This is a genomic window from Planococcus maitriensis (assembly GCF_003289925.1).
Taxonomy (GTDB): Bacteria; Bacillota; Bacilli; order Bacillales_A; family Planococcaceae; genus Planococcus; species Planococcus maitriensis.
In genome coordinates this window covers 284,509-307,825 of the sequence record NZ_QLZQ01000001.1, presented here as the reverse complement: position 1 = coordinate 307,825, position 23,317 = coordinate 284,509, and the positions used below count along the sequence as shown (strand labels likewise).

At 50.9% G+C, this 23,317-nt stretch carries 23 protein-coding genes; 4 read left to right on the top strand and 19 right to left on the bottom strand.

Going from position 1 to position 23,317, the window contains the following annotated elements:
* Positions 1–19 precede the first annotated feature (19 nt).
* From DP119_RS01530 to DP119_RS01515, 4 genes are all read left to right on the top strand, one after another.
* On the top strand, positions 20–649 hold the full coding sequence (locus DP119_RS01530; RefSeq protein ID WP_112230222.1) for a YfbR-like 5'-deoxynucleotidase: 630 nt from the start codon (positions 20–22) through the stop codon (positions 647–649).
* Between the two features lie 84 nt (positions 650–733).
* The gene (locus DP119_RS01525; RefSeq protein ID WP_240616354.1) at positions 734–2,050 is read left to right on the top strand and encodes a hemolysin family protein; all 1,317 of its coding nucleotides are present in this window, start codon (positions 734–736) and stop codon (positions 2,048–2,050) included.
* 115 nt (positions 2,051–2,165) lie between these two features.
* Positions 2,166–2,525 (top strand): YolD-like family protein, encoded by a 360-nt coding sequence (locus tag DP119_RS01520; RefSeq protein WP_112230220.1) that lies wholly within the window; start codon positions 2,166–2,168, stop codon positions 2,523–2,525.
* Between the two features lie 111 nt (positions 2,526–2,636).
* Positions 2,637–3,527: a YihY/virulence factor BrkB family protein gene (locus tag DP119_RS01515; RefSeq protein WP_112230218.1), complete on the top strand. Its 891-nt coding sequence runs from the start codon at positions 2,637–2,639 to the stop codon at positions 3,525–3,527.
* A 40-nt stretch (positions 3,528–3,567) separates the two neighbouring features.
* Here the strand turns inward: DP119_RS01515 and DP119_RS01510 are convergent, their stop codons facing one another.
* From DP119_RS01510 to DP119_RS01420, 19 genes are all read right to left on the bottom strand, one after another.
* Positions 3,568–4,539, bottom strand: a complete 972-nt coding sequence (locus tag DP119_RS01510; RefSeq protein ID WP_112230216.1) for a dipeptidase — start codon at positions 4,537–4,539, stop codon at positions 3,568–3,570.
* Positions 4,540–5,262, bottom strand: coding sequence for a gamma-glutamyl-gamma-aminobutyrate hydrolase family protein (locus tag DP119_RS01505; protein ID WP_112230214.1), 723 nt, complete (start codon positions 5,260–5,262; stop codon positions 4,540–4,542).
* A gap of 179 nt (positions 5,263–5,441) precedes the next feature.
* Positions 5,442–6,941: a D-alanyl-D-alanine carboxypeptidase/D-alanyl-D-alanine endopeptidase gene (gene dacB, locus DP119_RS01500; RefSeq protein WP_112230212.1), complete on the bottom strand. Its 1,500-nt coding sequence runs from the start codon at positions 6,939–6,941 to the stop codon at positions 5,442–5,444.
* 227 nt (positions 6,942–7,168) lie between these two features.
* A complete protein-coding gene (rbsB, locus tag DP119_RS01495) occupies positions 7,169–8,092 on the bottom strand; it encodes a ribose ABC transporter substrate-binding protein RbsB (protein WP_112230210.1) in 924 nt (307 codons plus the stop codon).
* Positions 8,093–8,104: 12 nt separating this feature from the next.
* Positions 8,105–9,043, bottom strand: coding sequence for an ABC transporter permease subunit (locus DP119_RS01490; RefSeq protein WP_420812288.1), 939 nt, complete (start codon positions 9,041–9,043; stop codon positions 8,105–8,107).
* Complete coding sequence (locus tag DP119_RS01485) at positions 9,030–10,532, bottom strand: sugar ABC transporter ATP-binding protein (RefSeq protein WP_112231882.1); 1,503 nt, start codon at positions 10,530–10,532, stop codon at positions 9,030–9,032. The genes DP119_RS01490 and DP119_RS01485 overlap by 14 nt, the downstream gene beginning before the upstream one ends.
* Positions 10,533–10,549: 17 nt before the next feature.
* Positions 10,550–10,936 carry a D-ribose pyranase gene (rbsD, locus tag DP119_RS01480; RefSeq protein ID WP_112230206.1) on the bottom strand — a complete coding sequence of 129 codons (387 nt, stop codon included), beginning with the start codon at positions 10,934–10,936 and terminating at the stop codon, positions 10,550–10,552.
* Positions 10,933–11,808: a ribokinase gene (gene rbsK / locus DP119_RS01475; RefSeq protein WP_112230204.1), complete on the bottom strand. Its 876-nt coding sequence runs from the start codon at positions 11,806–11,808 to the stop codon at positions 10,933–10,935. Before rbsK ends, rbsD begins: the two co-directional genes overlap by 4 nt.
* On the bottom strand, positions 11,808–12,788 hold the full coding sequence (locus DP119_RS01470; RefSeq protein ID WP_112230202.1) for a LacI family DNA-binding transcriptional regulator: 981 nt from the start codon (positions 12,786–12,788) through the stop codon (positions 11,808–11,810). The genes rbsK and DP119_RS01470 overlap by 1 nt, the downstream gene beginning before the upstream one ends.
* A 142-nt stretch (positions 12,789–12,930) precedes the next feature.
* Positions 12,931–13,299 carry a hypothetical protein gene (locus DP119_RS01465; RefSeq protein ID WP_112230200.1) on the bottom strand — a complete coding sequence of 123 codons (369 nt, stop codon included), beginning with the start codon at positions 13,297–13,299 and terminating at the stop codon, positions 12,931–12,933.
* A gap of 78 nt (positions 13,300–13,377) precedes the next feature.
* Positions 13,378–14,790 carry an MBL fold metallo-hydrolase gene (locus DP119_RS01460; protein WP_112230198.1) on the bottom strand — a complete coding sequence of 471 codons (1,413 nt, stop codon included), beginning with the start codon at positions 14,788–14,790 and terminating at the stop codon, positions 13,378–13,380.
* 172 nt (positions 14,791–14,962) lie between these two features.
* A complete protein-coding gene (locus DP119_RS01455) occupies positions 14,963–15,781 on the bottom strand; it encodes an enoyl-CoA hydratase-related protein (protein ID WP_112230197.1) in 819 nt (272 codons plus the stop codon).
* Positions 15,765–16,667 carry an NAD(P)H-dependent flavin oxidoreductase gene (locus tag DP119_RS01450; protein ID WP_112230195.1) on the bottom strand — a complete coding sequence of 301 codons (903 nt, stop codon included), beginning with the start codon at positions 16,665–16,667 and terminating at the stop codon, positions 15,765–15,767. The genes DP119_RS01455 and DP119_RS01450 overlap by 17 nt, the downstream gene beginning before the upstream one ends.
* A complete protein-coding gene (locus DP119_RS01445; RefSeq protein WP_112230193.1) occupies positions 16,660–17,841 on the bottom strand; it encodes an acetyl-CoA C-acetyltransferase in 1,182 nt (393 codons plus the stop codon). The genes DP119_RS01450 and DP119_RS01445 overlap by 8 nt, the downstream gene beginning before the upstream one ends.
* A gap of 219 nt (positions 17,842–18,060) precedes the next feature.
* Positions 18,061–18,828, bottom strand: a complete 768-nt coding sequence (locus DP119_RS01440) for an SDR family NAD(P)-dependent oxidoreductase (protein WP_112230191.1) — start codon at positions 18,826–18,828, stop codon at positions 18,061–18,063.
* 13 nt (positions 18,829–18,841) lie between these two features.
* Positions 18,842–20,008, bottom strand: coding sequence for a dihydrolipoamide acetyltransferase family protein (locus DP119_RS01435; protein WP_112230189.1), 1,167 nt, complete (start codon positions 20,006–20,008; stop codon positions 18,842–18,844).
* A gap of 33 nt (positions 20,009–20,041) precedes the next feature.
* Entirely contained in the window at positions 20,042–21,022 is a 981-nt protein-coding gene (locus DP119_RS01430; RefSeq protein ID WP_112230187.1) for an alpha-ketoacid dehydrogenase subunit beta, read from the bottom strand.
* A gap of 14 nt (positions 21,023–21,036) precedes the next feature.
* Positions 21,037–22,041, bottom strand: coding sequence for a thiamine pyrophosphate-dependent dehydrogenase E1 component subunit alpha (locus DP119_RS01425; protein WP_112230185.1), 1,005 nt, complete (start codon positions 22,039–22,041; stop codon positions 21,037–21,039).
* 279 nt (positions 22,042–22,320) lie between these two features.
* Positions 22,321–23,304: a quinone oxidoreductase family protein gene (locus DP119_RS01420; RefSeq protein ID WP_112230183.1), complete on the bottom strand. Its 984-nt coding sequence runs from the start codon at positions 23,302–23,304 to the stop codon at positions 22,321–22,323.
* Positions 23,305–23,317: the final 13 nt, after the last annotated feature.

The following is a 23,317-nucleotide window of genomic DNA, read 5'->3' as shown; positions in this document are numbered from 1 at the left end:
CAAAAAGGAGTCGTTTTTCATGGGAATTCACCGTTTTTTCACCTCATTGAATGATCTGGAGCGGATCATCCGGGCGCCGGGCCGCTTTAAATTTGAAGAGCATAATGTCGCTGCACATTCCTGGAAAGTCAGCCAGTATGCGATGTTCTTCGCCACGATTGAAGAGCGCGAAGGCCGCCCTGTCGATTGGAAATCGCTGTATGAGCGGACCATCAACCACGATTTTGCCGAAGTGTTTATCGGGGACATCAAAACTCCCGTAAAATACGCATCCCCCGAACTCAAGGAAATCCTTGCGAAAGTCGAGGAAGGGATGATGGAGAAGTTCATCCTGAAAGAAATCCCGGAAGAATTCCAGGATGTGTTTTTCGACCGCATGAAAGAAGGCAAGGACGAGTCGCTCGAAGGCCGGCTATTGGAATTCGCCGATAAGCTCGACCAATTCTATGAAGCGTTTGCAGAACTGAAACGCGGCAATACCGACAAGGAATTCCTGAAAATGTACCGGATCGCCCTCAGCAAGATCCTCGACCTGCCGCTTACCGCAAGCGTTGATTATTTCCGCGATGTCATTCTTGATGACATCATGACAGAAGATACGGCGATCGATATCCGCAAGATCACCAAACGCGTGCTCGAAGCCCATTGATGCAATTCCTCAGCAGCGCCAAGCAAATTGTGATAAATTAGAAGAAACTATCTCGGAGGTGAATCCCTTATTTAAGGGAATTTATTGGACCCCATACTTTTATTGAATTTAGCTTTACTCGTCTTACTCATTGCATTAACCGCATTTTTCGTCGGTACGGAATTTGCTGTCGTCAAAGTCCGCATGTCGCGCATCGAACAGCTGATCGAGGAAGGCAATAAAAAAGCCGTCACCGTCAAGAAAGTCGTCAGTGACCTGGATTATTATCTATCCGCATGCCAGCTCGGCATCACCGTGACCGCCCTTGGCCTTGGATGGCTCGGGGAACCGACCGTCGAAACGCTTCTCCATCCGCTATTCGACTGGCTCGGCGTCCCTTCAGCTGTTTCGGCGATCATCTCGTTTGCCCTCGCTTTTGCACTGGTGACATTTTTGCACGTCGTCATCGGGGAATTGGCTCCAAAATCGCTGGCCTTGCAGTTTGCGGAACGGATGACTTTGACACTGGCCCCTGCCCTTTATATCTTCGGGAAAATCATGTATCCGTTCATTTTCGTCCTGAACGGCTCTGCCCGTTTGCTGCTCCGCATGTTCGGTGTTGAACCCGCCGGCGAACAGCAAGCCCATTCAGAGGAAGAACTGAAGATCATCATGGCGCAAAGTTTCCAGAGCGGCGAAATCAACCAGACGGAACTTTCCTATATGCAGAACATCTTTGCATTCGATGAACGCAGCGCCAAGGATGTCATGATCCCGCGTACGCAAATGGTCGCTTTTCCGGATGATTTGTCCACTGATGAATTGCTGGCAGAACTTCGGGAGCACCGCTTTACACGCTATCCGATTGCGCGCGACGGTGATAAAGACGACTTGATCGGCTTCATCAATGCCAAGGAAGTACTGACCCATTATGCGATCAATAACGATGTCCAGATGACCGAACTCGTCCATGACCTTCCGTATTTCCACGAAACGACACCGCTGCAGATGGCGCTCGTGAAAATGCAGAAAGACCGCACCCACATCGCGCTGGTCATCGACGAATACGGCGGCACGTCGGGGCTGATCACGATGGAAGACATTCTCGAGGAGATCGTCGGGGAAATCCGGGATGAGTTTGATGAAGAAGAGGAAGCTGAAATCGTGAAAGAAAGCGACACCCGGTATGTGGTGAATGGCCGCGTCCTGTTGAAAGACTTGGAAGAACGCTTCAGCCTGAAATTTGCCGACAGCGACGAAATCGATACCATCGCCGGCTGGATGCAGCATCAGCTCATCGAAGCTGAAGCTGGAGATTCATTCGAAAAAGGCGGCTATCGTTGGGAAATCGTTGCTATGGAAAACCACCATATCCTCAAGATCGCTTTCGAGAAACTCGAAGAACCGGAAATCAACGCATAAACAGGGCTGCCTTTAGGCGCCTTGTTTTTTTATGGAAAAGAAGTAATTGACCATTAGCCGTTCTTTCTTTACGATAAGAACAAGTGTTCTTATACTTTAGAAAGGAGTGCTGAAGATGAAAAAGAACCGGCATTTGACGGTTAAAGGGGACGTATTGGACAGGGGGCAATTGAAATGGGGGGCGCTGATGCTGCCGGAACATGTCCGGATGCTGCGGGAGTGGCAAGCCGATGAGCCTTCCAAGCATAAACCCCGCCTCGATGAAGAAGAGCTCGGTTTATTGCAGGAGGAAATCGGCATCGCCTACCAGCGGCAATGCATGGTCGAAATGCGATATTGGGACGATGGGCCGGGAGCCGTATCCGGAACCATCGCTTCAGTCGGCCTATCCAATCAAACCATAGAGATTTCATCGGGTGCTGATGTTGTCCGAATCGCTTTTGCCGACCTTCTTGGCGTCAGAATGATCGATTAAAACTCTTCCTGAATGAAGTAAAAAACGGACAATTTTCTTTTTTAAGGTTATTTCCTGGTTGCAGCGGGCATATACTTAATAACTTTACAAAACAAATGGAGGTATAAAGTTATGAGCAAAGTGACGTCTTTTGCCAAGGAACTTGGCAAAGAATTCAAGAAAGACCATGCGACGACACTTGCGGCAGCCCAGGCATATTACTATCTACTGGCAATTGTCCCATTATTGATTTTATTGCTGGCCATCCTGCCGTATTTACAGATCGACCCGCAGCGGGCTGTCGATTTTATCGGCACCGTCCTGCCAGGTGAAGTCGCTTCAACATTCGAAGATACCATCGTCAGCGTCGTGACGACACCGTCCGGCGGCCTATTGACTTTCGGTATCCTTGGTACGCTTTGGTCCGCTTCGAATGCCCTGACTGCATTCATGGATGCAACGAACCAAGCATATGACGTGGAAGAAACCCGTTCTTTCTTCGTGAAGAAAGGGCTGGCAATCGTATTGACGCTGTTCATGCTGGTTGCTGTCATCGTTGCGCTTGTACTGCCGATCTTCGGCGGCACGATCATCGATATAATCAATCAATTCCTGAATCTTCCGCAGCAGACAGAAATCATTTTCCAGGTGCTTCGCTGGGTCATTTCCATCGTGGTCATGAGCCTCGTATTGGCGCTACTTTACAAATTTGCGCCGAATAAGCACTTCCCGTTCAAGGAAGTCCTCATCGGGGCAGTCATCGCTACGATCCTGTGGCAGCTGGTCTCCCTTGGCTTCTCATTCTATGTATCGAATTTCGGAAGCTATTCAGCCACTTACGGAAGCCTCGGCGGATTGATTGTCTTGATCCTGTGGTTCTTCCTCACAGGCTTGATCCTGGTTATCGGCGCTGAAATCAATGCGATTCTGCACCGCCGGAAACACGCCAAGAGCGATTCGGAAGAAAGCAAACTGCAAGCTGCCGAATCTGGCGAAACAGAGTCTTCCATGAATAAGTATTAAGGCCAAAAGCCATCCGCTGACTCATCAGCGGATGGCTTTTTCATGTCCTGCTGCTTGCATCTCCTATGCCCGGCCGATGCGCCAGGAAGTTCCGGAACGCAAATCTTTCCACCTGGTCTTCCGAATAGCGTTTCTGCAAGGCTTCGATTAAATTCGGATAAGCTGAAGCATCTTCAAGCTGGGCAACATGATCGAAAATGCCGTCAAAATCCGAACCCAGGCCGATATGGCGCTCTCCCCCAAGCGAGCAAAAATGGTCGATGTGGCGCAGCAAATCATCGATCTCCGCCTGCTGGCTTCCTGCATTGATGAACTCGGGACAAAAAACGACATCGATCAGGCCATTGCGCGAAAACATCGCCTGGATTTGCCGATCATCCAGATTGCGTGGATGATCGCATAACTTCCGTGCATTGGAATGGCTGGCAATCGGATAATCAGCCAGTTCCATCACGTCCCAAAACCCTGCGGGCGACAGGTGGGACACGTCCGTGAACACACGGTGGTCGTTATTCAGCTGCACCACCTGCTTGCCGAGCAGCGTCAGCCCGCCGCCTCTCGGTTCCCCGACTCCATCCGCGCAAAGATTGGCGAAATTCCATGTCAACCCGAGCGACAGTACGCCAAGCCTGTAGAGATGGCGCAATTTCACAAGGTCGTTTCCGAACGCATCCGCCCCTTCAAGCGCAAGCACTGCGCCGATTTCACCCGGGGCCAGTGTATCGATGTCTTCCCAACGGCGAATCTGCTTCATGAGCGGCTGCCCCAGCACTTCACTGTAGAACAAATCGACCTGTTCCAGGCAGTGCTGCCATTTTTCGTTATCCGGAAGCTCTGGATGGACGAATACCGCAAAGAACTGGACTTTCACGCCGCCTTGCTGCAGACGCAGGAAATTGGTGTCGAGTTCTTCCGCATCGAGGAAATGGACCGGCTTTCCACGGAATAATTCGTTCCGCTTCGCCACCTGTAATTTCAAGAGCGCATCGCAATGTGTATCGATGATCTGCACTCACTCATCCCCCTCTTCCGTGCATGCGCGAACAAAGCCCTCGAAAATACGCAAAGAGGCTGCGTCGCCTGCACGCGCCATGTTTTCGGGATGCCATTGCAGCCCCAGCGCAAAACCATGTTCTTTGCTCTCGATCGCTTCTATGACTCCGTCACTCGCGATCCCCGAAACGAGATAGTGATCCGGCACTCGGCGGTTCGACTGGTGGTGGCGGCTATTGACCTTGAGCTTCAACGAATCCGTCAGCCGGTGCAATAGCGAACCTTCCTGCACCTCGACAAAATGCGAACCGTGCTCTTTCGGCGCACGCTGCTGGTGCTGGAGCAGATTGCCCGCAAGCTGGGACGGCGTATCCTGGTACATGTCCCCGCCGGCTGCGATATTCAAGATCTGGGCGCCGCGGCAAATCGCCAGCACCGGCTTGTTCTTCTCCAGCACTTTTTCCAATAGTTCCAGCTCGAAACGATCGCGGGATGGAATGATGACGCCCAAGCCCGGATGTGGCTCTTCGCCGAATAAAGTCGGGTCAATATCCCAGCCGCCCGCAAGGAACAACCCGTCGATATGCTCGGCCAGTTCCTCTAGTTCTGCCTGCCCTTCAATATGCGGCAGCATGATCGGCAAGCCGCCCGCCCGGACAATCGCTTCTGTGTCCGCAAGCTCTACATTGTATTCATCTTTCCCTAATTCCTTTGACGCGGTAATGCCGATGATCGGTCTCATTTCCATCACTCCTAAGTTGTTTGAATACTTGATATATTCACCATACAGAAGTTTTTTCAGGATGGAAAGAACAATCCAATCTTTCCCATCAAAAAGAAACAGCCCGCAAAAGACGCGAAGCCTTCCGCCGCTGTTTCTGCCAGAACAGATTTTTCATTATCTTTCGAGGCTTCTGCCTGTCACTCGGCTTGGTATCCGGCAATCGCTTCGGCAATCGCATTTTCAATCGGTGTGACATTTGCCAAATCATTGTTCAGGATGATGGCGAAAATCATCCGTTCCCCGTCCTGTGTCGTCGCGTAACCCGCCAAGGAAGAAACCGCGGATAAGCTGCCCGTTTTTGCCTGGACATTGCCTTCCGCCGCCGTTCCTTTCATGCGGTTGCGCAATGTGCCGCCGACAAAGCGTTCCGATGCCCCTGCAACCGGCAATGATTCGAGGTAAGTGTCGAACCATGGCTCGCCTTGTGCTCCAGCCAATAACTGCGTAATTTCATTCGCTGGAATTAAATTGACATGGGACATTCCGGAAGCATCGCGCAGGTGGATCGTGTCATTATTGACACCAAGCTTGCCGGCGGTTGCTTCCATCACGTCAAGCCCCGCTTCCCAGCTGCCTTCCCCTTTCACCACGCGGCCCATCTCTTTCGCCAACGCTTCGCCGTGTCCGTTATTGCTCAGTTTCATGAACGGAATCGACAGTTCCGCCAGCGTCATCGATTGATGTTCCACCAGCATGCGGCTGCCTTCAGGTGTCACGCCCATCCCGGTTTGTGAGTTCCCGATCAGCTCGACGCCCTCCTTATCGAGTGCTTTCCCGAACAAGCTGAGAGCGTATCCGGACGGTTCGTCAACCGCGATCCACTCACGCGTCCGGCTGCCCTGTTCCGGGATATTGCCTTCTACGATAATTTCATTCGTGCCATGGTCTCTCGTGATGCTCAGCGTTTTCGGTTCTCCAGCTGCCACCGTTTTGGCATTATTGGTGATCGTCACATAATCCGTTTCCGGCGACAAACTAACCCGCACCTCATCTCCTGCCGAATCCCCAGCGTTCGCTTCCACGATGATCGATCCCGCGTCGTAATCCTTATTCGGGGAGGCGGTCAACGCAGAGACTTGCGCCCCGACATAATACACTTCATTTTTCCATGTCATGTCTTCAGACAAGCGTTCATCGTCGAACCAGCTGTCGTCGCCGACCAGGTCGCCCTTCACTTTATGTATGCCCTGTGCTTTCAATTCTTGTGCAAAACGCTCAAAATCCTCTTCGAGCAATGTCGGATCGCCTTTGCCTTTCAAGTACAGATTGCCGTGCAGCACTTTTCCTTTCAGCTCCCCGTCGGTATGGATTTCTGTCGAGAACCGGTGTTCTTCCCCTAAGGTTTCAAGTGCTGCCGCCAAGGTGAACAGCTTCATAGTGGAGGCCGGTTTCAAGCGGATGTCGCCAAAATGATCGTATATCTTTTCCCCGCTGTCCGCTTTTCGGATACTGACGCCTGCTAAAGCACCGTCCAAACTTTCGTCCTGTAAAATATCATTCACTTCAGCGGTCAATGCTGCGTATTCACCGTCTGCCCCTGCCATTTTCCCATCACTTCCCATCTGCAGCGGGGATGCCGCCAAAGCCCCTGCCAGCACGAGCAATCCCGCTGCTCTCCATCGATTCAATTTCGCCATTTTGCTTCCTCCTCCAATTGGTTTACAAAAAATGTACCATATACGAAGTAAGAATTTTCTGATACCTGAATAATCAGAACTAATGGCTTACTACTATTTTATAGTAATAGTAAATAAATCCAAATAAAATTTGCAGTTTTCCTCAAAATCTTTTGCGGCACGTTCTTTTAGCCTAGCCGCATCAAAAAACCCGCATCGGCAACTTGCCAATGCGGGTTCATCTCTATTTACTGCTGGATCAATTCCAATTCCACTGGAATCGATGCTTCCACTTCTTCGCCGCCCAAATGCTGGACCGCTGTTTCGACAGCCATTTCACCGATCATTTCCGGCTTTTGGGCAATCGTCCCGGCGAGCCGGCCTTCTTCTACTGCTGCGACAGCATCATCCGTCGCATCGAATCCGACGACTGTAACGTCTTTGCCCGAAGCTTCGATCGCTTCAAGCGCGCCAAGCGCCATTTCGTCATTGTGTGCAAACACTCCCGTTACGTCAGGGTTTGCCTGCAAGATGTTTTCCATGACCGACAAGCCTTCTGCACGGTTGAAGTTCGCCGTTTGTTTGGCGACTACATCCAAGCTGTCTGCGGCAATATTATTGAATCCTTCCCCGCGTTCACGTGCTGCGGAAGATCCCGGAACCCCTTCCAGTTCCGCTACTTTTGCGCCGTCTCCGACAAGTGACAATAAGTGTTCAGCCGCCATTTCGCCACCCGCTACGTTATCTGAAGCGATATGCGAAACGACTTCTCCGCTTTCAGCGCTGCGGTCTACAGTAATGACCGGGATATCTGCGTTGTTCGCAGATGCCACCGCTGAAGCTACTGCCTCGGAATCGACAGGGTTGATCAGGATCATGTCCACTCCCTGCTGGATCAAGTCTTCCACATCACTTGCCTGTTTCGATGCATCATCTTGTGCGTCAACTACCGAAAGTGTTGCGCCAAGCTCTGCAGCTTTCGCTTCCGCCCCTTCACTCAATGTCACGAAGAACGGGTTATTCAATGTGGAAATCGAGAAGCCGATCGTGTAATCGCCGCTCGCTTCCCCGCCTTCTGTTGTTTCTTCTGAATCCGAACCTGGTGCTTCCATGGAACATGCGGCCAAAACCATCATTGAAAGCAAGACGAACATCAATAGCATTTTCTTCATTTCTACCACTCCTTATGCTGTTTTTTTACGGTCTAGCAATACTGCAAGCAATATAACTGCACCCTTCACCACTTGCTGGAAGAAGGAGGAAACCCCGATTAAGTTTAAACCGTTATTCAAGACACCGATAATCAGCGCCCCGATCAAGGTGCCGACAATCCATCCGCGTCCGCCTGTTAAACTCGTCCCGCCGAGCACCACAGCTGCGATGGCATCCAGTTCAAACATATTCCCCGCAGTCGGCTGTGCGGAATTCAAGCGCGAAGTCAAAATCAGCGATGCAAGTGCGGCAAGCGCACCTACCAATGAATAGACATAAATCTTGATGCGGTCGGCATTGATGCCCGACAGCACCGATGCTTCTTCGTTGCCGCCGACCGCATAGACGCGGCGGCCGAATGTCGTTTTCTTCAAGATGAAGTAGAGAATCCCGAAGCTGACAATCATCGTCACGACCGGCACCGGGATGCCCAGGAAATAGCCCTTTCCAAGCATCTGGAAAGCCATGCTGTCGCCAAGACCTGAAACCGGGCGGCCTTCTGTATAGACGAGCGTCAGCCCCCTGTATATGGTCATCGTTGCGAGCGTGGCGATAAACGGAGCCACTTTCCCTTTCGCGATGATGACGCCGTTAATGGCACCTAGAACTGCGCCAAGGAACAAACCGAGCAGCATCGCGAGGATCGGGTCAATTCCTGAAGCCATCATGCCGGCTGTCACGGCACCCGTCAGCGCCAAGATCGACCCGACCGACAAATCGATCCCGCCGGTCAGGATGACAAAGGTCATGCCGAACGCGATCAGGGCGTTGATCGATACTTGCCGCAGGACGTTCAAGATATTGCTCATGGATAGAAAACTCGGATTTATTGCGGTGATGATGATAATGATCAGGATCAAGCCGATGAACGGCGCGATTTTTTGGAATAAGTTTGTGTTAGCGTTCTTCAACTGCAAGTTTCCCACCTCCTGTTGCATAATGCATTATTGTTTCCTGCGTCATTTCCTGCTTCGGCAAATCAGCCGTCAGCCTGCCTTCATGCATGACGAGCACGCGGTCTGCCATGCCGATCACTTCGGGAAGTTCGGAAGAAATCATCAGGATGGCGACGCCACGAGCGGCCAATTCGTTGATGATCGAATAGATCTCTTTTTTAGCCCCTACATCGACTCCCCGTGTCGGCTCATCCAGTATGAGCACATCCGGTTCGATGCCAAGCCACTTGGCGATGACGACTTTTTGCTGGTTGCCCCCGCTGAGCGACTTGGCTGCCTGGTCAGGCCCCGAGGTCCGGATACCGAGGCGCTTCACCATCCGGTCGTACAATTTGCGTTCCTTGTCTTTCGACAGTAAGCCCTTGTTGGAAATTGACTCAAAATTCGCCATGCTGATGTTTTCTTCCACTGTAAAATCGACGATCAAGCCTTCCGATTTACGGTCTTCGGTTACATAACCTATGCCGAGTTCTTTCGCTTTTTTCGGATTATCGATTTTCACCGGCTTGCCGTCAAGCTCGACCGTTCCGCCTTCCGCTTTCTTATAGCCGAACAAAGACTGGGCGACTTCTGTACGCCCTGCGCCCATAAGCCCGGCGATCGAAACGATCTCGCCTTTATGGATATCGAACGAAATGTCTTCAAAGCAATTTTTGCGGGATAAGCCCTTGACCGATAGTTTGACGTCCCCGATGCTTGAACTGCGTTCCGGAAAGCGGCTGCCGAGTTCGCGGCCGACCATCATCTGGACGATTTCCTCAAAGCTCGTCCCGCTTATTTTCCGTTCACCCACATATTCCCCGTCTCGCAAAATGGTGATGCGGTCGCATAGCGAGAAGATTTCTTCCATGCGATGCGAAATATAAACAAAAGACACACCGCGTTTTTGCAGATCGCGGATTGTCACGAATAAAGTTTCGATTTCCCGGTCCGTAAGTGCTGCTGTCGGTTCGTCCATGATGATCATTTCTGCATCCATCGATAAGGCCTTACCGATTTCCACCAACTGCTGCTGTCCGACAGACAAATTGCTCGCAGGAAGGGATGGGTCTATATCGAGCCCTAAATCCCCCAAAATCTTCTTCGTTTTGCGTTCCATGTCTTTCGTCTTCAAAATGCCTGTCCGGCCGATTGTTTCTTCGCGCCCGAGAAACAAATTGTCCGCAATCGACAGGTGCGGCAGGATGTTCAATTCCTGGTGGATGACGGCGATGCCTTCCGCTTCCGCCTGTTTCGGCGACGTGAATTCGACTTTTTTCCCTTTCACTTCCACCGTTCCGGAGTCGCGCGTATAGATGCCGGACATGATTTTCATCAAGGTCGATTTTCCGGCTCCGTTCTCGCCCATCAAGGCGTGGATCTCCCCTTTCTGAAGCGAAAAATGGACATTTTTCAAGACAGCATTGCCGCTGAACGACTTGCATATATCGGTCATGTTAATCATTTCGCTCACCTGCCCCATTAAAAGATGACGCCTGACTGAAGAATGACATTCGCATACGGGCTTGCTTCCCCTGTGCGGATGATCAGTTTGGCGTTATGGCTCATTGCCTTCAATTCCTCGTGGCTGAGGTAACGGCAGTCCAATTGTTTTTGCATACGGGCTTCCAATCCTTGATTGTGATCGCTTATTTCCCGGGCAATAAATGCCGCTTCCGCTTCGAAATCCTCAAGCACCGCAGCGAGCACCGTTTCAAACGACGGCTCTCCTATGCGATACGAAAGGTCGACGCATGGCACATGGCCCGGCACCGGCAATCCGCAATCCGCGATGACGAGCAGATCGGTATGCCCGAACCTTGCCATATGCCCGGCAATATCCCGGTTGATCATTCCTTGCTTCTTCATTGCGCTTCCCCCATTCGTTTGAGGACATCCGCTCGGTTCGGCATGCCGCCTTGCGCCCCGAATTTCTCAACCGATATCGAAGCAGCGGCGTTGGCGAAGCGGACAGCTTCCTTGAACTCCCTGCCTTCAGCTAATGCGGCGGCCAACGCGCCATTGAATGTATCCCCCGCGCCTGTCGTGTCGACTGCTTTTGTCGGGAAACCTTCAACCGTCACGTGTTTTTCACCGTCGAAATAGCGTGCCCCATTCTTGCCGAGTGTCACTACCATGCGGTTCGGGTAGCGTTCCAATTCCAGTTCCCAGTTCTCGCCGAATAACTCTTGTGCTTCGGTTTCATTCGGCGTCAAAAAGCCCGCCTCTTTCATCGCGGGAGTGAATCCTGCAGCCGGGGCAGGATTCAGGACGGTCGGTACGCCGAGTTCCTTGGCCAGAGACAAGGTGTATTCCACGACCGCAATCGGCAGTTCCAGCTGCAAAATGATCATCGAACTGTTCTGGAGCACTTCCTTATGTGCATCGATATCGCTTTCTGTCAGTTCGTGATTGGCTCCTGGAACGACGATGATCCGGTTATCGCCTTCCGACAATAGGATGTTGGCGATTCCACTCGCGCCATTCGTATGTTTGACGCCATCTGTATGGATTCGTTCTTTTTCCAGCCCCTCGAGAAGCTGCGCGCCGAATGCGTCGCTTCCGACTGCGCCGACCATGCGGACTTCCTCGCCGAGCCTGGCTGCGGCTACTGCCTGATTCGCGCCTTTTCCGCCGGAGACGGTCGTATATAAATTTCCGAGTACGGTTTCGCCTTGCTTCGGGAACCGTTCAGTGCCGACCACAAGGTCCATATTGATGCTGCCCACTACTGTAATCATCATTCCACACTCCTTGTTGTGCCCCGTAATACGAGCTTGACCGGAACCTCATAGAAGCTTTCTTCCAATGGGGTATTCTCGATCCGCTTGATCAAGACGCGCGTCGCGATCGCGCCCATCTTATAGACATCCTGTGCGACGGTCGAGAGGCCGGGAGACAGCATCTCGCCCATCGCAATGCCGTCGAATCCGACAATCTGCAAATCATCCGGCACGTTTCTGCCAAGTACTGCCGCCGCTTTCAAAGCCCCAGCCGCCGACACGTCGCTCGAAGCGAAAATGCCGTCGATTTCAGGGTTGGCTTGCAGTTCCCGCTCCACGATTTTCTGTGAATCCGCGTAATGGAACGGGCACGTGACGATCCGGTAATCGACATCCGATTTCCCGATGGCTTCCATGAACCCGTCATACCGGTCATTTGCAGGATTCAACGCTTCAGGCCCCCGCAGGAACAGGATGTTCTTGCATCCCCTCTCAAGCAATGCGTTTGTCCCGAGCACCGCCCCCTCTTTATTGTTCGATGCGACGACCGGGATTTTTTCGTTGATGGCCCGGTCCAGCGCCACAATCGGCAGCTTCGTATCCGCATAATGCGGCGCGTCGAGTTGGTTCGAGGTCACGATAAAGCCGGCGATGTATTTCTTCTTTAAAGTTTCGATATAGTTTTTCTCTTTTTTCGGGTCTTCGTCCGAATTGCACAAGATGACGGTATAGCCGTAGCTCAAAGCGACATCTTCCACCGCCCGCGCAAGCTCCGGAAAAAACGGGTTCGTGATGTCCGGCAAAATGAGGCCGATTAAACTGGAACGCTTCGTGTTCAGGGAGCGGGCAACCGGATTCAATTCATATTCCAATTCCTCCACTGCTTCTGCCACCGCTTTGGCGGCATCGGCGCTAACATAACCGCTGCCATTCAAAAAACGTGAAACCGTCGCAACGGAAACGCCTGCTTTTTTCGCCACATCTCTGATTGTCGTCATAATCCTTCTCCGTCCTCGCTGTATGTGTAACCGGTTACACATACTATAAAACGTCCCTTTCCTCTTGTCAACGCGATTTGATATTTTGGTATTTTTCAAAATACATAAAACACCCCGACAATACTTGTCGGGGTGTTTAGGGTTAGTTGGCGAGCATCGGCTCGCCGCAATTTTCTTCGGTTAGGCTATAGCTGATCACGTTTTTCCCTTTTTTCCGGAGCAACCGGACAGCCATATTCTTTTCCATTTCATCAGAAGCGATGACGTGGATCGGCCGGTCCGGTATTTCATCATAGCTGCGGATAAAATAAGCGACGGGCAGTTCGAATGCGCCTTCGACTGGATCTTTATAGGAAATATTATAGGCTCTCACATCCAGCAAGAGAATATCATCATTTTCTTTCAGGTTGTCGGCACAGTCGTGCTTGACCCCTTTGGCCGTGACATAGCGTTTATAGAAACCGTTGGAGCCGGCAAGAGCCAGCAGCGCGATCGGGATGCCAATACTCATTGTTTAGATCTTCCCCTTCTGGATTGTGTTTTTCAAAGGAAAACCGCCGAAGCCGAAGCTTAAGCGGTTGTGTCCTTATTATTGTTTAACAGACGCGACTTCTTGCTGCCATTTGCTGTAGCCGCCTGTCATATTGACCAGGTTATCGATGCCATTCGCCTTCAGGACACTCGCCGCGATTGCGGAACGTGCGCCTGCCTGGCATTGTACAATGACTGTTTTATCAGTGTCCACTTCATCGATCCGGTTTTTCAAGGTACCGACCATGATGTGCTGTGCGTTATCGATATGCCCTTCATCGAATTCCGTCTGGTTGCGGACATCGAGCACATACGCTTCACCTTTTTCGACCATCTCATTCGCCTCGGATGGCGAGACGTTTTCATAAGAAGCCAGGTTTTCAGCTTGTGCCATGACGCTTTCCGCTTCTGCGAAACCGTAGACTTCGTCGATTCCGACTGAACGGAGGGCGACCAATGCTTCATCGAGCACTTTCGTGTCGAGAAGGAGGTAGAGCGGCTTATCATAATCGACGACCCAGCCTGCCCAGTTCGTGAAGGAATTATTGAACGGGATGTTGATCGTTCCTTGGATATGGCCTTTGCTGTAAGCATCTGCCGGGCGCATATCGAGTACTTGCTTGCCTTCAGCAAGAAGCGCTTCAATATCTGCCGCTGATGTGATTTCTTTCAGTTCCGGCAAGTCTTTGATCAATTTTTGCCCTACTTTGTTGACCGATTTCATTACTGCGAAATAATACGGCGGTTCCGGCTGGCCTTCGAGCAATGCTTTCTTGAAGGAAGCTTCATCATCGAATTGCATCGCCCAGTTAAAGGCTTTTTCGTAACCGACTGTCGTTGACGGCACTGCGCCGAGTGATTTACCGCAAGCGGATCCGGCGCCATGTGCTGGCCAAACTTGCAAATAATCCGGAAGCGCCTTGAACCGTTCGATTGATTTGAACATCGCCACGGCACCGGATTCGGACGTGCCTTGGATGCCTGCCGCTTTTTCGAGAAGGTCCGGGCGCCCGACATCGCCAACAAAGACGAAGTCGCCTGTAAAGATGCCCATCGGCTTGTCCGCGGATCCGCCTTTATCCGTCAATAGGAATGAAATGCTTTCCGGGGTATGGCCTGGCGTATGCATCACTTCAAATACCAGGTTGCCGATGTTGAACTGGTCACCGTCTTTCAACAATTGATGGCTGATTCCATCCAGGTTCTGATATTTCCAATCGGCATCGCCTTCATCCGAAATATAGAGCTTCGTGCCGAACCGGTCATTCAGTTCACGTGAACCGGATACAAAGTCAGCATGGATGTGCGTTTCAAGAGCGCCGACAATATTCAGTTTCTCTTTTTTCGCCAGTTCTTCGTATGCTGTGATATCGCGCATCGGGTCAACGACTACTGCTTCGCCTGTTTTTTGGCACCCTACTACATAAGATGCGTGAGCCAATTTTTCGTCATAGAAATATCGTAATAACATGGAATCATTCTCCTTTTGTTTGTTTTCGTTTTCTTAAGTTTAATATACCCCATAGGGTATAAGATGTAAACATAGTTGCTTCATCTTTTTTCGTCATCCATTCCTGATGCTTACCTTCACATAAAAAAGTTCCCGGCATGCAGCAGCTGCATGCCGGGAACTTGAGGGCAACTTATTTTCCTTCACCGAAAAAATCCGGAAGCTCACTCGCTTTCATCGGAAACTCTGCTTTGCGCTTGTCGACAAAGGATTGTATGCCTTCATCCGCATCAGCATTCTGTCCTGCCCAATGGAGAAACTTCGATTCCGCCAGATGCGACTCATGCGGGTGGTCCGCACCGAGCATCTTCCATAACAATTGGCGCGTGAAGCTATTGGATGTAGCTGCGGTGTTGTCAACGATATCCCGCGCGATTTCATACGCTTTCTCAAGCGGATCTTCCGACTCATATTGCATGAGCCCCGCTTCCACGGCTTCTGAAGTCGGGATATAACGCCCCGTCAAGGTCCACTCGAGCGCTTTCCCGATGCCGGCGATGCGCGGCAAGAACCAGCCGGATGAAGCTTCCGGGCCGATTCCGCGGCGCCCGAAGACGAAACCGATTTTCACGTCTTTTTTGACGATGCGGATATCCATCGGCAAGGTCATCGTCATGCCGATGCCGACCGCAGGGCCGTTAATGGCGGCGATGATCGGCTTTTTCACTTCATAGACCTGGTTGCTTACCTGGCCGCCGAGGTCCCGGTATTCTTCCGCGCTTTGTTCGGAAGCGAAAGTCGAGCCGCCATCCGAAAGATCCATCCCGGCACAAAACGCCCGGCCCGCCCCTGTGACGACAATGACTCGCACTTCGTCGTCCGCATCCACATTGCGGTAGAAATCGAGCAATTCCTCATTCATTTTCACCGTATAGGCGTTCATTTTATCAGGTCGGTTCAATGTCAATGTCATGATCCCGTCCGATAATTCGGTTTTAATCGTTTCGTACAAGCGCCTTCACTCCCTCATCATATTCCTGCTCCAATTGGCGGACGGCTTCCTTGACCGTCTCTCGTTTCGTCACCGTCGTCACGCCATGCCCAGCCGACCAAATATCGCGCCATGCCTTGGCATTGACAAGGTGGGAAAGGTCGACATCTTTTTTAGGCTTCAAGGTTTTCGGGTCGATGCCTTGTTTTTCAAGGCTCGGGATGAGGACATTCACCGGCACGCCACTGAACGAATCGGTATACAAAATATCTTCGATTGAGGAATCAATGACCATCTGTTTGTAATCTTCGGGCGCGCTGCTTTCCTCTACCGCCAAAAAGCGCGTACCCATATAGGCATAATCCGCGCCCATCAATAAAGCAGCTGCGACGTCTTGCCCAGTGGACAAAGAACCTGACAGGATGATCGTGCCGTCAAAGAACTTCTTGACCGCGGCAATGAAAGCGAACGGATTGAGTGTGCCGCCGTGCCCACCAGCACCTGCGCACACAAGGATCAATCCATCGACGCCGCTTTGCGCCGCTTTTTTCGCATGCTTGACGTTCGCCACGTCGGAGTAGACAAGTCCGCCGTACCCATGGACGATTTCCAGCACTTCGGCAGGCGACCCGAGCGAAGTGATGACAATCGGCGGCTTGTGCTCGCGGATCAATTCCACATCTTCGTCGTAGCGTTTGTTCGAACCGCGGTGGCTAATGAAATTGACAGCCCATGGGATATCGCCAAGCGCTTCTTTCACTTCAACGAGCCATTTCGCGCATTCTTCGGCGGGACGCGCATTCAAAAGAGGAAACGAGCCGATTACGCCTGCGCGCCCAGATTCAATGACCATCTGGGGCGTCGAGACGAGGAACATCGGCGCCACGATAACCGGCAGTTTAGGCATGTTCGATCACCACCGCAATCCCCTGTCCGCCGCCGATGCACAGGCTCGCGACCGCATATTTCCCGCCGCGGCGCTTCAGTTCATACGCCGCTGACAACAAGATACGTGCGCCGCTCGCGCCGACCGGATGGCCAAGCGCAATCGCCCCGCCGTTGACATTCACTTTCGAACGATCCAGCCCGAGCTCTTTTTCCACCGCCAAATATTGGGCAGCGAAAGCTTCGTTCACTTCGACCAAATCAATGTCATCAATTGTCAGCTCCGCTTTTTCGAGCGCACGGCGGATGGCTGGAACCGGGCCGATGCCCATGATGGTCGGGTCGACGCCTGCAACATGCCAAGACACGATGCGGGCAACAGGCGACAAGCCATGCTTTTGGACTGCGCCTTCCCCTGCCACGACAAGCGATGCGGCGCCGTCATTGATGCCGGAAGCATTGCCCGCTGTCACAGAGCCGTCTTTCTTGAACGACGGGCGCAGCTTTGACAAGCCTTCCGTATTGGCATCGGGTTTAATATGTTCGTCTTTATCGACCACCACTGTGCCTTTGCGCGTTTTCACTTCGACTCCGACGATCTCTTCGTCGAACTGCCCGCCCGTCGCGGCTTTAGCCGCCCGCTGGTTTGATTCGACCGCGAATTCATCCTGGGCTTCACGGGAAATATCGTATTGCTCCGCCAGTTTCTCGGCCGTCATGCCCATGCCGCTGCCCGTGTATTGATCGGTCAATGTCGCGAGAAGCATGTCTTCAAACTGCATCGGCCCCATCTTCGCTTTGCTGAAACGCTGCGTGAAATTCGCATAAGGCGACATCGACATATTCTCTGCGCCGCCCGCCAGAACGATATCCGCTTCTCCGAGAAGAATGTGCTGCGCTGCGGAAACGACCGCCTGCGCACCGGATCCGCAAAGCCGGTTCAATGTCAGGGCCGGCACTTCCTGGGGAACACCCGCATTGAGACCGATATGGCGCGCAAGATAAGCTGCATTGACATTCGACTGGATGACATTCCCGTAAATGACGTGATCCACATTTTCCGCTTTGACATTCGCCCTTTTGAGCGCTTCCACCGCTGTCGCCGTGCCAAGTTCCGTCGCATCGGTATTCGCAAACGACCCGCCAAAAGCCCCGAACGCCGTTCTTGCACCGTCTACTAGATATACATGTTTCATGTCCATTTCTCCTTTTCAAGCCCAGATGAAAGGGCTTACATATTTTTCGTTCACTTGTCAGAAAATTTAATTTTCTACTCCATCATACCGCTCAGTATGTGCATTTGCAAAAATATTTTACCTTTAATTTAAAATTTAACGCATTGTTTAATTACAGCCTTTCACTTTTCGGCTGGATATAAAAAAGAAAGAGAAGTAAACTTCTCTCTCCTCCGCTCATCAGACGGCACTCCAACCACCGTCTACCGGCATGATCAATCCCGTAATATAGCTCGCTTCATCGGAAGCAAGAAACAATGCAGCGCTCGCTATTTCCTCAGGTTCCCCAACTCTCCCAAGCGGACCTGTCTCGTAATTCTTTGCGATTTCAGGATCATCCAGAACTTCACTGATCATCGGAGTATTGATGGCTCCCGGACAAATACAATTGATCCGTATATTATGTTTTCCGTAGTCTGCTGCCATGACCCGTGTCAATGCCACTACGCCGCCTTTTGAAGCGGTATAGGCGTCTGCTCCCGAGACTCCTATGATCCCATTCAAGGAAGCGTTATGGATGATGCTGCCTTTGTTTTGTTTGATCATTATCGGCAGGACGTATTTCGACATGAGGTAAACTCCGTTCAAATTAATCCCTAGTATGCTATTCCAGTCTTCCAGAGGGGTTTCTAGGACGGAAGCCATCTTGTATTTTGACCTGGCAGAAAACCCGATGCCTGCATTGTTGAATAGAATATCAATCTTCTTATATTTCTCGTGGACCGTTTCCACTAATTGGCGGACATTTTCTTCATCCGAAATATCCGTTTGGTAAAAGAAAGCGTGCTGCCCGGCATCCGTAATCTGTTTTACCGTTTCTTTTCCGGCCTGTTCATTCATTTCCGCAACGATGACTGTCGCGCCTTGTTGTGCAAACATAAGAGCTGATGCTTTTCCTTGCCCGCTGCCTGCCCCTGTAATAATAGCAACTTTGTCTTGCAACCTCATTCAAAATCCCCCTTCACTTCAAATCTTCCGCTTTAATATTTTCGAAAGCTTTCTGAAGTTCTTTTGTGAAACCAGCTCCTGCCACCCCATCGATAAACCGATGGTCATAGCAGATGGATAAGCCCATGACAGGAACAACTTCGACTTCTCCGGATTCTGTGGCTACTGGCATCTTACGGGTAGCACCTGCGAAAACAATTGTCGATTGCGGCGCATTGATAATTGGCGTTCCGGATTCGATGCCGAGACTTCCCAGATTCGACACTGTAATGGTCCCGTCCGCGTAATCATCCATGCCAAGTGATTTACTCTCCGCTTTTTCAGCCAACTCTTTGATTTCTGAAGCTATCTCCCCAATGGATTTCGATTCAGTGTTCCGGACGACCGGCACCACCAACCCATGCGAGCTGTTAACGGCAACAGATACATTTATTTCCTCAAAGACAGTTACTTCATTATCCTTGAACCGGCTGTTGACATACGGATAATTCTTCACAGCGTTGCTGACGGTTTTGACGATGATGTCGTTCATGGAAATTCCCGATATTTCTTTTTTCACTTCCAACGCCTTGCTCATATCGACTGTGACCATCTGCGTAAATTGCGGAATGGTCTGCCAGCTATTCGTTATATTTTCAGCCATTGTTCTTTGGACATTATTCAATTTCACGGTCTCTTTTACAGTCAGCCCCGAACTCTTTGATCCTGCAGCGTTCTTCACATCATCTTCCGTGATGATACCGTTCTTCCCTGTTCCGGTAATTCCATCAAGCGGCACCCCGAGCTCTTTAGCTACCCTTCTTGCCCTCGGGGACACGCCACCTCCTCCTGCTGCGGCTTTCGGCTTTTCATCCCGCTCCGTTTCAGCAGCAGCTTGCACTTGAGGTTCACTCGGTGTTTCCGCTTTTTCAGCACCCGAGTAAACAGAGAAATCGATTTCTTCATCCGCTTTGCCAAGAATCGCAATTACTGTGTTGACGGGCACTTCCTCATCTTCAGGAACGATAATTTTCCTGAGCACACCATCTTCCTGCGCTTCTATTTCAAGTGTTGATTTTTCAGTCTCCAATTCAAACAGATATTCACCTTTTTTTACTTCTTGCCCTTCTTCGACCAACCATTGGGAAATCAGCCCATTTTTCATCGTGGTCCCTAAGCGCGGCATTTTCACTTCATACATGCATCCACACTCCCCTCAATTTGAATCGAGCAGTTAATATTCCATTAATTCGTCGACCGCCTGTACGATTTGTTCTTTACTTGGGGTATAGAATGGTTCCAAATAAATGCTTTGGGCAATCGGAACATCTGGGCTGCCCAGCCTTTTAATTGGGGCACTCAGATCAAACAGTGCTTGCTCTTGGATTTGCGCTGCAATTTCCGCTCCCGATCCGCCCGTTTTGGGCTCTTCATGGACAATGAGCACACGTCCGGTTTTTTTCACCGATTGCAGGATCGTTTCCATATCGAGCGGCGCGAGTGTGCGGGGATCGATCACTTCCACTTCGACTCCCTTAGCGGATAACTCTTCCGCCGCATCAAGAGCCGTATGGACCTGTAGGGCTGTCGCAATAATCGTGACATCATCGCCTTCTTTTTTGATATCTGCTTTCCCGAAAGGAATCAAATACTCATCTTCCGGCACTTCACCTTTCATGTCGTAAAGCACTTTATGTTCGAAAAACAACACGGCATTATTGTCGCGGATGGCGGTTTTCAACAAGCCTTTGGCGTCGTAAGGTGTTGACGGGATAACAATCTGCAGCCCTGGCCCATGCATAAATAGAGCTTGCGGGCTTTGGGAATGCTCAGGTCCTGCTCCGCCAGCGATGCCGATTGGCAGCCGGAGCGTAACTGGCATCTCCATTTGCCCACCGTGCATAAAGCGCCATTTCCCCATTTTGTTGAACACTTCATCAAAAGCGATGCCGACAAAATCGCCGAATTGCAATTCAGGGATCGGGCGGGCGTTTCCAGTAATGGCCATTCCTACAGCAGCAGCAACAATGGTTGGTTCAGCAATTGGCGTGTCAAATACGCGTGTCCCGCCGAATTTTTCATAGAGCCCTTTTGTTACCGCATTGATACCGCCAAATTTCCCGACGTCTTCACCGAACAGGACCGTAGTTTCGTCCCGTTCCATTTCTTCATTCAAAGCTTCCATAAGCGCTGTACGCATCGTGATTTTTCTCATCAGTTCATCCCCCTTTACGCAAATAGGCCTTCATAGATTCTTTTCGGGTCCGGAAGCGGTGCGGATTCAGCTTTTTCAATTGCTTCAGCAATCTCTGAATCAATCTCGGCATTGATGCTCTCTAAATCTTCTTCTGAAACAATTTTTTCCAGCATTAATTTAGCGGCAAAGTTTTTGATCGGATCTTTTTTATCTTTCCATCCCTGCAATACTTCAACATCGACATAATCATACGGATCGCCTTCGAAATGACCCCGATGCCGGAAGGTTTGCGCTTCTATGAATGTTGGACCCTCTCCGCGTTTTGCACGTTCGACTGCTTCTTTCACCACTTCGTGCATCAGCAAGACGTCATTTCCATCTACGACACAATTTGGGATTCCATACCCTTCTGCCCAATCGGCTATATTTTCTTTCACGGCATGCGTTTCAGAGACATGGCAGGAAATAGCGTATTCATTATTTTCGCAAATATAGATGACCGGCAATTTATACAAGCCTGCCCAGTTCAAAGAGCCGTGGAGCATTTCCCGGGAAGCTGCACCATCTCCAAAATAAACGACAGTCACTTGATCGGTACCTGTCAATTTAGATGTATACGCTGTTCCGACACTTATTCCAAGTTGCGAGCCGATAGTTCCTGCTTGGCCCAATACTCCCCTTGCCGGGTCGGCGCTATGTACAATCCCCGCGCCAAGCCCCCGTGTTGTGCCTTCGATTGTCCCTAAAAAATCACCATAAATTTTAGATAAGGGAACACCTTTAGCGATTTTTTGGTTACAGCCGCGATGGTTGTAGAAGATATAATCTTCATCACGAAGATTCTGCCGGATGGAACCCGCTGACAGTCCTTCAGATCCTATGCCAGAATGATAAAACCCCGATACTTTTCCTTCTTGCATCAACCTTATGAGATTTTCATCGAACTTCCTGATCTTAGCCATTGTTTTGTAGAAATCCGTTAAAACTTCTTTACTGTAATCATTAAGCTTAATATCTTTTTCATAGGTTTTCGCCATTTGGATTTCACTCCTTGTTTTGAGGATGTTATAAGACCGTCAACAACTCCGGCTTCCTGCCTTCCTCCATACACAGGCAAGCGGTTAGCAAGCACATCTAAAATACATTTCATTTCAGTTCAAATCACAGAATTCCAACCTCCTTTTTTCTCAGAGTTCTCATGGCGCTTTGGGATTTTCACTTCTTGAGGTTTCAATCTGGGGAAGAATGTTGGGGTTCATTGCAATTCAAGTAGATGCGCTGTCCTGCTCCAGAGGGCAGTGCATCTGCTGAATTTATTAAGGAAGCAAAACCAGTTTCCCTGTACTTTTCCGGCTTTCCATCAAGGCATGGGCTTGTGCCGCCTGTTCAAGCGTATAACGGCCGGTAATCGGTACCTCCAGCTGTCGCTGTTCAAGCAATTCGCTGATTATGGTTTCTGCCTTTCTCAAGAATCCGGGACGCTGCTTGCGGTAAGTGCCAGTGCTGTACCCGAGCACCGCCCGGCAGCTTGAATGAAGTTCGTCTGTTTTGACAATGCCTGGAACAGAGCCTTCATTGGCATGGCCGAAGGAGACAATGCGGCCGAAAGGAGCGAGAACCTCAACACTGTGCTCGAAATTTTCCCCGGCAATCGTGTCCAGGATGACGTCTACGCCCCTGCCGCCCGTCAGTTCAGCGACCACTTCCGCGAAGTTACTCTCACGATAATTGACCGCAATAGCGCCAAGGTCTTCCGCCACTTTCATCTTCTCTTCACTGCCGACCGTTCCGTAGATTTCCGAGATGCCAGCAAGTTTCGCCAATTGGATCGCGGTCGTGCCGATGCCGCCGGCTGCTGCGTGGATCAAGACTGATTCACCCGGCTGTATCCGGGCGACTTCGTGCAGCACATTATAGGCAGTGATGCCGACAGTCAAGGTCGCTGCCGCTTCCTCAAAGGAGACGCTGTCCGGGATCTTGTAGACAAGCTGGTCAGAAGCGACGACATATTCCGCATAGGACCCGGAAGCTGGGAAAGCGCGCACCCGGTCTCCTGCTGAAAAGCCGGTCACTGCGCTGCCTGTTTCTTCTACGATGCCTGCGCAATCCAGCCCTGGCGTGAACGGCTCGTTATTTGCCACGCCATGATATTGTCCGAGACGCGCTTTAATATCGGCAAAATTGACACTGATCGCTTCGACTTTAATGAGCACTTCATGGTCTTTCGCTATTGGTTTCGGCGCTTCCTGAAGCTTCAGCACTTCAGGAGGGCCGGTCGTTTCTGCAATGATCGCTTTCATATGAATGCCCCTT